The following is a 13,833-nucleotide window of genomic DNA, read 5'->3' on the forward strand; positions in this document are numbered from 1 at the left end:
AGAATTGCTCATTACTTTAAGCGGCAACAGTTTGCTGAGAAAGCTAGGTGAACTCGTATAGAACTCCATTCACAATAGACTTAACAACTTTAACGCGATATCTTCCGGGGGCGCCTTCTATATTTAAGACCACCATATCGGCTATGTGCCCCTTCTCTATAAGCCCCATATTAGTTAAGCCCTCTAGACTTGCTTGATTAAAAGACGTTATAATCGACGATAGTCTTATGGCCTCATTAAAATCTCTCGCTTTGACATCTATCATAAATCCTTCATGATCAACGCTGAACATGTTTAACAAATTCTCGAAAGCTTTATCCATTGTTAAGAGGCTTCCGAAAAGAGTGTTAGGCGCAGGCTCTCTCCATTCGCCATCCTCATCCATGAATCGCTTAACGAATAAAACATCTCCGTATTTACTTTTGCACCCTACAACGGAGAACGCTTGGAACTCTCCGCCGGGGATTTCTTCATCTACTGCGAAGACGGCGTCGGTTACCGCTATAATCTCATGCTCTCGCCCCTTTTGGATTCGCCTCTCGATCATGTCTGAAACATATCTCATGTCAACATGATATCCATCCAATATTATTTCTATTGATAACGGTAGAGTTAACGCTCCCTCATAAGTTCCGCCCCCATCAAACGGCTTGAAGGACTGCCCCATAAAACCATTAGTTATATGCACAATGTATCTAAGTCCCGCTTTACAGGCATCCTTCAATTGTCTAGCTGAGGCTTTAGAATGCCCGCATCCCACAATAAACCCCTTTGAACTCGCGTAACCTATCAGGTCCGGACCGAAATCAGCCGCTATATTAACCATTTTAACCGCGTGGGTCTCCTCAAGCTTGTCTAAAAGATTTTTCGCCTCAGGCATCCATGGCTCCAGTATATATTCCCTCGGCTGGGCTCCAGCGCACTTCCTCCTTATAAAGGTGCCTTCAACATGCAGTCCATCTATCCTAGTTCCCTCCAACCCATTCTTTCCGGAGCACATGTATTGCTTAGCTGCCTCAGCATACTTCAGTAGCTTATCTGGCGGCATAGCTATAGTGGCAAGTTTAGCTGATGTGACTCCATGCTTAATCAGCGAGGATGCGATTCTCCCAAACCTATTTACGCCTGGCTCGCTGAGCAAACTTGGTAAATCATGAACATGCTGGTCTCTAAACCCTGGAAGTATGAAGAGCCCTGAGCAATCTATCTTCTCGCCGATCTTTAGTCCTTCACCTAAATCCGTTATCTTGCCGCCCTCAATGGTTACGTTAAGATTCTTCAGCCCGCCACGAGTTAAAACTTTGCCGTTACATAATGTCAAAGCTGACATACTTAGCCCAGTAAACCATATTTACTTAGGAGTTTCTCTAGAAAGTTTTTCGATTCAATCATGTCTGAGTCTACGTCTCCAGTATAGCCGGCTCCCCCTATATCAATTGCAATGTAACCTCTATAACCATGCTTGTTAAGAGCTATAACTAAAGCATCCCAGTCAACGGTGCCTCTTCCGGGCGGCAAATGATAGTTGTCTCTGCCATCATTATCTGAGGCGTGCACGTAAAATATTTTTGAGCCGAGCTTCTCAACTGATAATGGAAGTATCTCTTTTTGAGCATGAAGGTGCCCGACATCGAGCACAGCGCCAAAATTCTCTGAGCCAACGGCGTCAAGCAACCTCAACATAGCATCGGTGTTAGATATGTTTTCACCCACTCTAGGCTCCAAACACAGTTTCAAGCCCTTCTCCTCTGAAATACCGCTGCACACTTTGAATGTTTCAACCAGATTAGACCAAAAAACCTTCCAGTTAAACTCCGGATCTACTTTAACTTTAAATTGGCGCCCAAAGCTTATAGCCTCCTTGTATGGCAGGTCGCCAATAAACTTTAGTGGGGGAGTGAAAGAATCCAGCTGTATCATCTCGCAGTCTAAACGGCGGCAGATCTCGCAGCTCTCCTTAAAATTCTCTAAAGCCCTAGACCTAAAACTACTGTTTAAGCTAACTATGTCGGGGAGGATCGCGCACAAATTTATTATCTCAACGCCCAGATCCCTACAAAGCTTCTTGGTTTCTCCATAGCGTTCCCTATATTCTAGGAGCTGCTTTTCGCCTACTATCTCCACTTCAATGAATCTAAATCCTAAACTAGCCATTTCTTCAATAGCCTTTAAAGACTTCTCAAAAGACGGTGGATAACCATACTTGGTTATAGCGTAAAGCCACGCGCAGCTAACCTTCATATAACGATGCCCTCCACAAAAATTTTCTTCTCATACATATTTTATATTTACGCTCCGCCATACGTATCCCATGCTTCTGCGGCTTAAGACTTGAGAATTTTCTTAAGCAAGGAAAAGTGAAAATTTATTAAGCAGATTAATTCTCAGTTTTTCCAGATATTGGGAAGATAGGGAACAGTGTATGGTTTTCGTACCTTGGAGCCAAGTATCTTTGTGGCGCTGCAACGGCTGTGGAATATGCTGCAAAGAGTTTGAGGTAGTTTTAACCTTTAATGAATGGCTCAATATAACGAAGAAGTACGGTGTGGGCGTTACAAAAGCTGGCCTAAACAAATTCTACATGGGGAAAAAACCCGACGGCTCATGTGTTTTTCTCTATATGACTCCAAGCGGAAAATGGCTGTGTGGACTACAGAATAATAAGCCATTAGCATGTAAGCTCTGGCCCTTTAAAATCCTTAATAAACCAAAGTATGGCAATCCTAAAGAAGCCTTGTTCCAATACTATGGGCAGAACTTCTATGTCTACGTAGATCCCTTCTGTCCCGGCATATATTGGGGCCAACCATCCGCCGAACTAATCTACAAAGTGATACCGGAGTTCATAGAGATAGCGCTCGGGATTCGGCAGAAGCAGCTGTATTCAACAATGCAGTTTACGCCGGGGCTCTTCATTGTTAAAAAAAGAGATTACACGTTAATTTAGGGTTAAAAGATTTTTATCGGACAACAACTTCGCTGAAGATTCTGTTTATGGACGATAGAATTCTCGTCTCCCCGACAACCCTGAACTTGCCAGTTAACCTTATATCCTCAGAGGAGCTTCCAATCATAACATTGTAGGCTCCAGGCTCAACTATAAGCCTCATATAGCGGTCATAGAAGGCCAATTGATCCGTGAAAAGCGTAAACACGACTTCTCGCTTTTCTCCAGGGTTAAGCGTTAGCCTCTTAAAGCCCTTTAACTCTTTTATGGGTCTAGCCACCGAGGCGACTTCATCATGAATATATAATTGTACGACCTCGTCTCCTACCCGATCGCCAACGTTCTTGACTTCAAAAGCAATTGAAATCTTACCCGCTGGCCCAACCTCCTCCGGCTCTATTCTTAGAGATGAATACTCAAACTTAGTGTAGCTTAATCCATGCCCAAATGGGAAGAGCGGCTTTGCGCTCATGAAAACATAGTCTCTGAAGGATGAAGCCTTCCTACCGTAGTAAACTGGTATCTGGCCAGTGTCCTGTGGAATGCTTATGGGTAGTTTTCCGCCGGGATTATAGTCTCCGAAAAGGGCATCAGCTATAGCCGTTCCACCCTCCTCTCCCGGGAACCAAGCTTCAATTACAGCTGACGCGGTTTCGGCGGCTCGCCTTATGGATAATGGCCTACCGTTCACTAGAACCAGTATTAATGGTTTACCGAGTTTTCCCAGCTCCTCGAGGAGATCCTCCTGAACGCCTGGCAATGAAAGGCTTGCTTGATCCCTGCCTTCACCGGTTACGGCTGGGAGCCGGAATATTCCTGATCTCTCCCCCATAACCGCCACTATAACGTCTGATTTTGAAGCAACGTCTAGGGCTTCTTTAAACCCTTCTTTTGAGGGATCGTATATGTCGCAGCCTCTAGCAAAGTACACTGAGGTCTGCGGCGAAACCTTATTTTTAATTGCCTCTAGGATGCTAACTATTTTAACCGCATCTTCCTCACAACCTAAATGCAGCGTATAGCTGTAGTCGCCCAAAAGCCCCCTTGTCGTATCAGCGTTGGGGCCTACAACAGCTATAGCCCTCAAATCCTTTCTTAAGGGAAGAACACCATCATTTTTAAGCAGAATTATAGATTCTCTGGCAGCCTCCAACGCTAAAGCCCTGTCCTCAGGCGTATCAAAGGCTTTCGAAGTCTCCCCGACGCCAACATAAGGGTTGTCGAATAGCCCTAGAAGGAACTTAGCTCTTAAAACCCGGAAAACAGCCTCATCTATCAGGGCCTCTGAAATAATGCCTTCTTTGACGGCGTTGAGTAATGGTTCACCATAACACTTTGTTCTTGGCAGCTCTATGTCTATGCCGGCCTCAAGCGCCTGTACAGCAGCCTCTTTCTCGTCCGCGGCGACATGATGAAACGTTTTAAGCATCTCTATGGCGCCATAATCTGAGACCACGTATCCCCTAAAACCCCATTTATACCTGAGAGTCTCGGTTAAAAGCTCTCTCGACGCGGCGCACGGCACACCGTCAATATCGTGGTAGGCGTTCATGAGCGAGTAGGCTCCGGCCACCCTTACGGCCGCCTCAAAAGGAAAGAGGAACACTTCCCTCAATTCTCTCGGAGAAACATGAACAGGCGCGCAGTTTCTTCCACCTTCCGGAAAACCATGTGCGGCAAAGTGTTTCGGCGTGGCTATAACGCCTGAAGACAGATCGTCGCCCTGAAGCCCCTTAATATACGCTACGCCGATGCTGGCAACTAAATATTGATCTTCCCCGAAAGTCTCCTCGGTTCTACCCCACCGTGGGTCTCTAGCCACGTCGAGAACTGGGGCAAGCCCCTGATGGGCTCCAATAGATCTCATCTGTCTTCTTATGGCGGCAGTAACCTTTTGGACAAGATTCGGGTTCCACGTGCTCGCTAATCCAATCGCCTGCGGAAACGTTGTTGCACCATGAGCCATTAACCCGCTTAAACACTCCTCATGTATTATCGCCGGTATGCCCAGCCTAGTCTCCTTAATCAAAAACCTCTGGATATCGTTGGCAGCCTCCGCTATTTTAGCGGGGTCTTTGGGGGACTCACGGCTCCCAGCTAAACGCGTGATTTGCCCAATGCCTCTACTAATAACTTCCTTAGCCTTTTCGCGGGAAAACCTGCCGTCCTCTAGGATCTCAGAGGCCCAAACAGAACATAGCTGCGCAATCTTCTCCTCAAGAGTCATCTTACAAATTAGATCCTTAACTTTACGTTCTACCCCAACCAGATCCAAGAGACACCCCTCAAAAATATTATTATAGTAGCAAGTGGCAATTTAAAACGTTAACATAAGATTTATAACAGCAAGATGCGCAAAAAATAATTGAGCAATTACCTGAAAAGGGGCCGGTCGTCTAGCTTGGTTAGGACGTCTGCCTGACGGACATAATCCAGGAGGCGCAGAAAACCTGAAATGGTTCTGCAAGGTCGCCGGTTCAAGTCCGGCCCGGCCCACCAAATTTTAGGTTCAAGTTCTCCACCGTTTGTTTTTGATGTAGAAAATTAATGTAAAGTAAAATTATTTTTCAGTAGGTTCATGAGAGTCAATCCCTCCTCTCAAGAGCTCAGCGTCCTCCTCGGTAACCCGCAACAGTTTTATGCGTGACCATCATGATTTACTGTAGGCTGAGGTCTTCTGGCGGTGGAAGAGAATCCATGGTTGTTAAGGTCGGCGTAATAGGGTGCGGCGCAGCTCTAGAGAAACACCATCTGCCAGCTATCCGTGATCTTCCGGGGGTTAAAGTCAAGGCTCTGGCCGACGTTAATGAGAGGCGCATTGAGAAAGTTGTGCGGAAATTTGGATTAAGGGATGTGGAGACCTACACAGATCACCGTCAGCTCCTAAAGTGCGCCAATATCGACGCTGTATGGATATTGACGCCCCCGGAGACCCACGCCCATATGATCATAGACGCTATAGGTCATGGCAAGCACGTTTTATGCGAGAAGCCCATAGCTATGTCTACTAAAGAAGCAAAGCTCGTTAAGGATGCGTTGGAGCAAAATATTTGGAGCAGGCGCTTAATTCTCATGCCGGCCCACAACTTCATATTCACGCCGTGCTTTGAGGGAGCTGTCGAATATGTTAAGAGGGAGGGTTTAATAGGCGAAGTAAAAGAGATTTATGGTAGAGCTATATCAAATCTGCTGTTCTATAAAGCGGTTACAGACTTCCGTCTGCGGGCTAAGGGCGGCGTAGCTGAGGATCTGCTCCCCCATGTGATCTATCTGTCTCAAGACCTATGTGGGCGGGTCGAGAGAATCAGGTTTGTTAGCCCACACTCTGAAGGGCAATCGATAACTGAGGATATAGACGTCGAGGTTGAGTTCGACGGCGGCGCTAAAGGGGTTCTCTCAGCGGCATGGTCTTCCAGCATTCCCTATTTCAAGTTCAGTATAAAGGGCAGTTCAGGATCCATATTTATGGATTTGCTTAGAACACCCTTCACGTTAACATTGGTTAAAGATGGTGAAAAAAAGACTATTCATTTTGGGCGACGCTTCACTCAATACTTGGATGTTCTGGTAGGCAATCATCCATCGTATAGAAATGAGCATGCGCATTTCGTTAATGTGATCGAAGGACTAGAGGAATTGAGAGTTAATGTAGATGATGGATTAAACCTTAGTAGAACGCTGGAGCTGATAGTTGACGCTATTGAGGAGAGACCGAAAGTCACCGTAAGGCATAATGAAAGGGTTTCTATTGTTAAGTTCGATGGCAATTTAGAGGCCTCTGTTAGACGCGCCATTGAGCTTCTAGGGGGTCTAAATGTTCCCAGAGATGCCAAAGTTGTTATTAAACCTAATGTCTGTTTTTGGAAGAATACAAATGGAATGATTATAACCGATCCACGCCTGCTAGAGGCGGTTTTAAAAATCGTTAAGGAAAGAACTAGTAGGATTACTGTCGTAGAGTCTGATAATAATTCGGGGACAGCTGAAAAAAGATTGGAGAAAAGCGGCGTTATGGATATTGTGAAGCGATGTAAGGTTGAATTTATGAATTTGAGCCGCGATGAATGTGAAGAACATGAGGTCGCCGGTTTTAAACTGCATGTGCCGAAAACCGTTTTAAACGCCGACTTCCTCATCAATCTTCCGAAAATTAAAACATGTAACGTCGCCAACACTGTTATCTCAATATCCATGAAGAACATGTTCGGCGTACTTTCTGATCGAAGAAAAACAGTTTTCCATAAAAATCTATTGGACGTGCTGCTCCATCTGAATAAAATTATTCGCCAGGATCTAATAATAGTTGACGGAATAATTGGCATGGAGGGGCTCGGTCCAGTTTGGGGCAACCCGGTCAACCTTAACCTTATAATTGCTGGTTTTAACCCAGTAACCGTCGATGCAGTATGCTGTAAGATCATGGGCATTAACCCATATTCCGTCAGTCTCCTGTGGAAGGCATATAAAACGGGCATGGGAGAGATAGACGTTAATAGAGTTGAGATTTTAGGCGAAAAGATTGAAAATGTTGAAAAAAGATTTTCTCGACCCACTCTGATGATGGACAATATAGTTGGCTTGATTAGATCGACTCTGAAAACGTATTTTTGAGCGGGCGGTGATCTGCGCGATCGTAAATTTTAATATGCTTGATTATATATCTTATGTTTATGGGGCGGGCTTATAGAAGCAAGTATGATATTATTGCTGACATGCTTGAAGCCGCCATGAATGGCGCCAAGAAAACGCGGATAATGCATATAGCTAACGTTAATTACCATAGTTTCCGCAAGTACTTTAACATGCTTCTAGAAGATGGTTTGATTGCGGAGATCAAAGATGCTAACGGCGAAACAATTTACAGGACGACAGAAGCCGGCATAGAGCATTTAAAGATGTTTTCACGTTTTTTAAACCGCATGAAGAAGACGTCTGAAAAGAACGACTTTTAAACCTTATCCGCTTAAATGATAAGGGTTCGCTGGTACACTTGAACGATGCTCATTTATATTTCCTTAAAATTATATTTTCTTAAGGCTCCTTATTTGCTCTTTGGGTTGACACCTTTACAGGCTAATGGTGATGTCTTGTTGGAGATCATATAGGGAAATAGTTAAGGCTATTTTTAGCAGCGAATCGTAGAAACAACTTTAACCGCTAAAAATAATTCATTTTGGTTAGCAGATTCTGCAAGTATTTTATGGCTTTAACCTGCGGGTCCTCTTCTCCACACGATTCTCCTAGATGCTCTGGGCATATGAGTCCATTATATCCTACGATTTTTTAAAAGCCTTAAAATCTTGGCTATATCTACGTCTCCTTTTTCCAAAGAGACCTCTTCAAATCGAGGATGGGGCCACATTTTCTTGAGGTTTCTTGCGTGGGCAGAGAATATTTTCTTATCGAAGGTTATTATGGCTTCGTAGGGGTCATCTCCCATCTGATATAACCCTGGACAATATGTGACCCCGTGATATGGGCTTGGGGCTTCTCCTAAAAGTCTACACAAGGTTTTTACGTTTCTTATCATGCTCCATGGATGATAAAAGGCGTGGTTTGCCAGTTTAACTTTAAATCTTTCAGCAGAATCAACTAAAAAATCGTAAAACTTAATAATCTTCCTCCAGCGCTCTTCCCTTCTAAGCTTGTTGATGGGTCTCTCGACCAAGGGATATAAAACCGCAACCTCTATCTCCGCTTTACCTAGATTCTCTATTGTTAAGGAAAGGTTTTCCCGCTCCTCTTTTGAGCTAGGCTCACCTAGAAGCGCGTTCTGGCTAGGGCCGTTAGTGATAACCATTGATCTTAGCTTAATTCCGAACTTCTCAAGACTACTTTTATATGCTTTTAGGCAATCAAAGTCTACATAACCCTTTTCATCATAGCCTTCAATAGATGAGCAAGTCAAACATACTTCGTCAATCCCGACTTTGCGACAATATTGAACTACTTTCATGTGGTTTTTCTCATGTAAAATTGCTCCAATATTCAACTTTGATCCCGCTTGGACGTGTTTAAACCGATAAAGCCCATAGATCTACATCTACCCTTTCAACAATCCCTTCCCTTTCCAGATCCTCTAGAACGCATCCTACAGTGACAGGCTGTGATACGCCAATCTTTTCGTAAAGATGTCTTAGGCTCACTGGCTTCGCGAGACTTTTAAGGGTCTCCAGAACCAAGCGGTTGAGGTCTTCAATAGCCCTTAGACTTTGGCGAACGTGTTCCTTGGCTTCCTCCCCTCTGAGCACAGCCTTACCGAAGGGTGGAAATGGATGGCCGATAACTAAAGTTTTCACCGGTTCCTTTAGAAGCCGATGCATCGACTCTATGTATTCTACTGAGCTATGGAAGAGTAATGGCCTATTCTCTCCACGTCCTTGAGCGGAATCACCACATATATAGACGCCCTCTTCCTCCTCAATTATGCATGATGAGCAAACTGAATGCCCCGGCGTATGAAGAATTCTGAGGCGAACCCCATCAATATCAATTAAATCATTATCCTTGAACAAGATATCCGCGCTGGCAGGCTTAAACGCAGCTTCTCCTTTGGAGAATAGGGTTGGAAACCTTTTACTAAGCTGGTTGATGAGGGGATTCGGCTCTCTAAGAAACGGTTCTCCAAACTCGTGAACGCCGAGACGACATTTCGTTTCCTCTTTCAGCGGGGCGGCTCCACCGCAGTGGTCAAAATGGGCATGCGTAAGCAGTAGATGGGAAATTTCAGAAGATTTTCTTCCTAAGTTTCCAATATATGGATATATGGCAATTTTTGGAGTTTCCTCAACCCCAGCGTCAACGATAATTATATTCTTCCTAGCTATAACGCAAGAACTAACAAAATATCCGGGCCTTGACCAGGGGCACTCAACAAGATATATATTGTCTGCAATTCTCATTCTTAAAACCTCTCTAAACCGTAATTATGTGGAGTAAGCTATTTAACTGGTTTAATATGCGCATCTTCCCATTTAAATTTCATGTTATTTTGCTTATTATTTCAGCAATTTTCTTACTTATCTCATCGGCATCTAACCCACTTACCACGTCTATGCTGTAAATCGTAGCCATCTCCATTTCTTCGTGGCTCAACGAATATTTTTCCGGGATAATGAGAACTTTCCGTTTGGCTTTGACATCAATAGCTTTAGCATGAAGGGTCACGATCCTCAATGCGAGTTCCCCGTTACCCTCAAAAACATCTGCTACAATAAGATCTTCCTGACCCCTCTTTCTCTTTAAGGCTAAGTCGAATTTCTGTCTTAAACCCGACTCGCCCGCAACCATAGCTGGGGCTTCAAGCAGCCATCCTCTTTCCTCAGCCATGGGCTTCAAAACATGTGGCATGTTTTTTATCGCCCGTAGAAATCGTATCTTAGTGAACCTTGCCTCCGAGCTGACGGCTCTAGACCACATGTTTGCGAAGATTTCGCTTAATGTACGTGCGAAGCCCGCGTGGTTTGACCATAAGCAATTGATTAATCCGGTGCCGCCACGCGTATCCATGCTATCTGCCAGTATACATACAAGAATTTCGCTTCTATCTGATGTTACAAAGTTTACGCCAGCAAACGCCGCATTAATATGCCTAATCTCCGCAGCTTCAAATATCTCACTTAAATCAAAATCCTCTTCCTCTAGAGAGGTCAATATCTTTATTTTCGCTCCACGCCTCTTTATCTCCTTCAAGGCTTCAACAAAGTTTTCTGGTAAAAGAGGGCATCTTATGCGCCTAAGGTACATTAACACCTCGTCTTTAGCGCTAGTCAAGGTTCTAGTTAAATATTCACGTGTTTCTTCAACGCTGTTGAGTAATAGCATCCTCTCCACCTGTCCTCCTCTTTTCAAGTACTGGAGTACTAGGGATAGATCTGGAGAGCTACGCCAGATTATGTCGAAGAAAGTTTTTATTGATTGAATATAGTGGGGGGAATCAGTCCATAGACCGGACTCGACGTCAGAATCCAGCCCTGTAGAGTCATCTATTGACAGCGACGTTAAAGAAATCCTTCCGTCAACTACAATAAAACGCGTTTTTATCCGCATGTCTGAATGCTTTATTTTAGCGTATTTCATGTAATCTCTTAGGATTGCTGCAGTTTCTTTATCTGCGACATTTGTGAGAATTTTAACCTCAACTGCTTTAGCGCGCAGTTTTCTTAATATTTCGTCAACTCCGAAAAATAGTAGGCGCATTAAATCGTCTGGCGCCATTAGGAGACAAACTTCTTTCTCGCTGCTCTCAAGCATATCCATTATAACGGAGTAAATTCTTCTTCTGCCACCGTAAATTCTAACTTTTGTCTCCAAAGTATACTCTTCCTGCCCCTCAGAGAACTTAGAGAATGCGTCTAAAACCTGCTGATATTTACTCTCTAACTCGGAAACCTTTTCTCTCGCCATGGAGATCAGTATGTCAAGGGCGTCTCTAACTGGAATGGCGGAGAACCTCGTGGGTCTTCCCGGTAAGACGTTGACTAAACCCATATTCTGCATCTTTTTAAGGTTTCGATAAATGTTCATTCGATTAGTTTTTAATGCTCTTGAAAGCATGCCGATGCTGCTTGCCCCTGCCCTTGTCAGATAGACGAATATTCGAGATTGTATGCCCGTTAAACCATAGTTTTGAAGTAAGAGCTCCGCCTCATCAGCTGACATGTTTTCCCTCATGTATTAATGTAACGAACAAATGTTATATATTAATTATTATATATTCCGAGTCTCTATAAAACGTAGTGAAGATGAAAATAGTGCTATTTACTAAGGAGGAAGAGATGGAGGGTGATAGAAACAGCGTCCCTCCATGTTTGGAATGCCGTCAAGCGTAGAAGCAAAATGGAGATTTACATGGATGTTTTAAAGATTATTAATCATGGCGTCAATAAGCCAACTAGGATTATGTATGCAGCGAACATATCTTGGAAGAACCTCACGGATATCCTTAGCGATCTCGAGAAGCGGGGATTAATTAGGCGTAGAATAGTGGGCGACCGCTCAGTGGTTCTCATAACTGAGAGGGGCAAAGACCTTTTAAGAACATTTGAAAGCGTGTCAGCCGAACTAGCGTTCATAAATCGATAGAAGATAAAATCACTCTCTATTTTTCCTCCCAAAAATGTATCGGCGGCTTACAATCGGCTGGCAAGGGAGACCTATATTTCTTTTCCCCAATTCTTCTCCTGTGCTCTTCTTTTGCCTCAGCAAGCAAATCCTTCTTTGTCAGCAGATCCAATACTGTGGCGGCCATAACTTTCGCCGCGAAAATGGCCGATTTATGACCTAAGCCAACCCCGCTTTGAGCCACAGCTTGCCAAGAGTGCCCCGGTGTACCTAAAACCCAGGCAGATGTGCTAAACTCAACCGTAGGGGTCTGCCAGCTTACATCTGCGAGATCTGTGCTTCCGTGGGATATTTCTCCCTCGCCTAACGGATCTGAAACCTCGTCGTCAATTAGCTTGTCTACTAGCCTCTCCCAATTTGGCCGCTTAGACGCCTTCAACTGCGCTATCTTCTCCTCCCTTGAAATAGTTTTTGATATCTCCTCCGCAAATCTTAATTCGTCTTGATTATACTCTGGTGTGCCTATCTCCCGCATGTTTCGAATAATTATTTCCGCCATAGTCTTGTTCGGTATCAGATTATAGCAGCCTTGAATAAACTCTATCTCCAACTTTGTCCTAGTCATCATGGCGGCTCCTCTCGCTATATCAAGAATCCACTCATATATTTCATCTAGATGTTCTCTCTCAGGCGCCCGCACATAGTACCAGCTTCTAGCATAGGCTGGCACAACGTTGGGCTGATCACCGCCCCTCTCAATAATATAGTGTATCCTTGCGTCCTGAATTATATGTTCCCTCAGATAGTTTACACCAATATTCATTAACTCCACGGCATCTAAGGCACTTCTACCACGCTCAGGGGACGTGCAAGCATGTGAGGCCTTACCATGGAAATGAAATCTAACTGAGTTAAAAGCTAGGGAGCTCGCTAATGAAACTCTATTCATGGATCCCGGATGATGCCCGATCGCGGCATCCACATCATTAAAGAGCCCTTCTCTAACCATGAAAACCTTTCCACCGAAATTCTCCTCGGCCGGGCAACCATAAAATCTAATTGTTCCCTGCAGCTTACCCTTTTCCATAGCGTATCTGATAGATATGGCTGCGGCTACCCCGCTTGCCCCATAAATATTGTGGCCGCATCCATGGCCGGGTTTTCCCGGAGCTAATGGTTCCCGATAAGGAACCTTCTTTTGGGATAAGCCCGGTAAAGCATCGTATTCGCCTATTATTCCTATTACCGGTTTGCCTTCACCGTAGCTCGCTATAAAAGCTGTCGGCATCTCAGCGACCCCCCGATTAACTTTAAAGCCATGCTTCTCGAGCTCGTCGGACAGAAGTCTAGAGGATCTATATTCCATTAAGCCAAGTTCAGCGTACTCCCAAATCTTATCGCTTATATCGGCTATTTTCTCTTCGTTTTCCCTAATCCACTCAAAAGCTGCCCTCTTTGGGTCAGACATAGTTTCCACCTTAAAGATTGTTTAAGTATTTTGAGCCTATATGAGTTTATGAATTATGGCTAGCGACTATAACCAAAAAATATTTATCGGCTTACCCAGATCATTTAGAATAACCTTTAGAAGAAGAGAGGTGCCTTAAAGCATGCCGGCTGAAATCTTTGATGTGGAGAAGTTTGTGGAGTTATCTGAAAAGGCCGATCATTGCAGAGTTAAAAGGTTAAAAGATGTTGTGAAGCTTAAGCTTCGGACTCCCAAGATGCTCTACACGTTAAAGGTTGATCCATCTAAAGCTGAAGAGATACTTAAGAGAATTAAATGTGAGGTAAGAGAGGTCTAAGGTAAAGTAGCTTAAAAT

The 13,833-nt window shown here is 44.1% G+C and carries 12 protein-coding genes and 1 tRNA gene; 6 read left to right on the forward strand and 7 right to left on the reverse strand.

What is annotated here, in order from left to right; all coding sequences use genetic code 11:
* Positions 1-43 precede the first annotated feature (43 nt).
* Together QXR61_05725 and QXR61_05730 are read right to left on the reverse strand one after the other, a co-directional pair.
* The gene (locus tag QXR61_05725) at positions 44-1,330 is read right to left on the reverse strand and encodes a hypothetical protein (GenBank protein MEM3757442.1); all 1,287 of its coding nucleotides are present in this window, start codon (positions 1,328-1,330) and stop codon (positions 44-46) included.
* A gap of 2 nt (positions 1,331-1,332) precedes the next feature.
* Entirely contained in the window at positions 1,333-2,241 is a 909-nt protein-coding gene (locus QXR61_05730; GenBank protein ID MEM3757443.1) for a sugar phosphate isomerase/epimerase, read from the reverse strand.
* A 181-nt stretch (positions 2,242-2,422) separates the two neighbouring features.
* On the opposite strand from QXR61_05730, the gene QXR61_05735 reads away from it, so the two are divergent.
* Positions 2,423-2,947, forward strand: a complete 525-nt coding sequence (locus tag QXR61_05735) for a YkgJ family cysteine cluster protein (GenBank protein MEM3757444.1) — start codon at positions 2,423-2,425, stop codon at positions 2,945-2,947.
* Positions 2,948-2,960: 13 nt separating this feature from the next.
* Here QXR61_05735 and QXR61_05740 read toward each other — a convergent pair whose 3' ends face one another.
* A complete protein-coding gene (locus QXR61_05740) occupies positions 2,961-5,174 on the reverse strand; it encodes a glycoside hydrolase family 3 N-terminal domain-containing protein (GenBank protein MEM3757445.1) in 2,214 nt (737 codons plus the stop codon).
* Between the two features lie 158 nt (positions 5,175-5,332).
* On the opposite strand from QXR61_05740, the gene QXR61_05745 reads away from it, so the two are divergent.
* The 3 genes from QXR61_05745 to QXR61_05755 all read left to right on the forward strand — a co-directional run bounded on the left by QXR61_05745 (position 5,333) and on the right by QXR61_05755 (position 7,899).
* Positions 5,333-5,446, forward strand: a tRNA-Val gene (locus QXR61_05745).
* Between the two features lie 153 nt (positions 5,447-5,599).
* Entirely contained in the window at positions 5,600-7,558 is a 1,959-nt protein-coding gene (locus QXR61_05750; GenBank protein ID MEM3757446.1) for a DUF362 domain-containing protein, read from the forward strand.
* Between the two features lie 53 nt (positions 7,559-7,611).
* Complete coding sequence (locus tag QXR61_05755; protein MEM3757447.1) at positions 7,612-7,899, forward strand: DUF4364 family protein; 288 nt, start codon at positions 7,612-7,614, stop codon at positions 7,897-7,899.
* Between the two features lie 314 nt (positions 7,900-8,213).
* On the opposite strand, the gene QXR61_05760 is transcribed toward QXR61_05755, so the two are convergent.
* From QXR61_05760 to QXR61_05770, 3 genes are all read right to left on the reverse strand, one after another.
* On the reverse strand, positions 8,214-8,903 hold the full coding sequence (locus QXR61_05760) for a sugar phosphate isomerase/epimerase (GenBank protein MEM3757448.1): 690 nt from the start codon (positions 8,901-8,903) through the stop codon (positions 8,214-8,216).
* Positions 8,904-8,961: 58 nt separating this feature from the next.
* Positions 8,962-9,849: an MBL fold metallo-hydrolase gene (locus QXR61_05765; protein ID MEM3757449.1), complete on the reverse strand. Its 888-nt coding sequence runs from the start codon at positions 9,847-9,849 to the stop codon at positions 8,962-8,964.
* Between the two features lie 79 nt (positions 9,850-9,928).
* Positions 9,929-11,608, reverse strand: coding sequence for a helix-turn-helix domain-containing protein (locus QXR61_05770; protein MEM3757450.1), 1,680 nt, complete (start codon positions 11,606-11,608; stop codon positions 9,929-9,931).
* Between the two features lie 123 nt (positions 11,609-11,731).
* Here QXR61_05770 and QXR61_05775 point away from each other — a divergent pair, with 123 nt between their 5' ends.
* The gene (locus tag QXR61_05775; protein MEM3757451.1) at positions 11,732-12,031 is read left to right on the forward strand and encodes a winged helix-turn-helix domain-containing protein; all 300 of its coding nucleotides are present in this window, start codon (positions 11,732-11,734) and stop codon (positions 12,029-12,031) included.
* Positions 12,032-12,047: 16 nt separating this feature from the next.
* Here the strand turns inward: QXR61_05775 and QXR61_05780 are convergent, their stop codons facing one another.
* The gene (locus QXR61_05780; GenBank protein MEM3757452.1) at positions 12,048-13,478 is read right to left on the reverse strand and encodes an amidohydrolase; all 1,431 of its coding nucleotides are present in this window, start codon (positions 13,476-13,478) and stop codon (positions 12,048-12,050) included.
* 142 nt (positions 13,479-13,620) lie between these two features.
* Between QXR61_05780 and QXR61_05785 the strand changes: the two genes are divergently transcribed.
* Positions 13,621-13,815 (forward strand): 50S ribosomal protein L38e, encoded by a 195-nt coding sequence (locus tag QXR61_05785; GenBank protein ID MEM3757453.1) that lies wholly within the window; start codon positions 13,621-13,623, stop codon positions 13,813-13,815.
* The last annotated feature ends 18 nt before the right edge of the window (positions 13,816-13,833 follow it).

Source organism: Candidatus Bathyarchaeia archaeon, from assembly GCA_038882715.1.
Classification (GTDB): domain Archaea; phylum Thermoproteota; class Bathyarchaeia; order Bathyarchaeales; family DTEX01; genus DTEX01.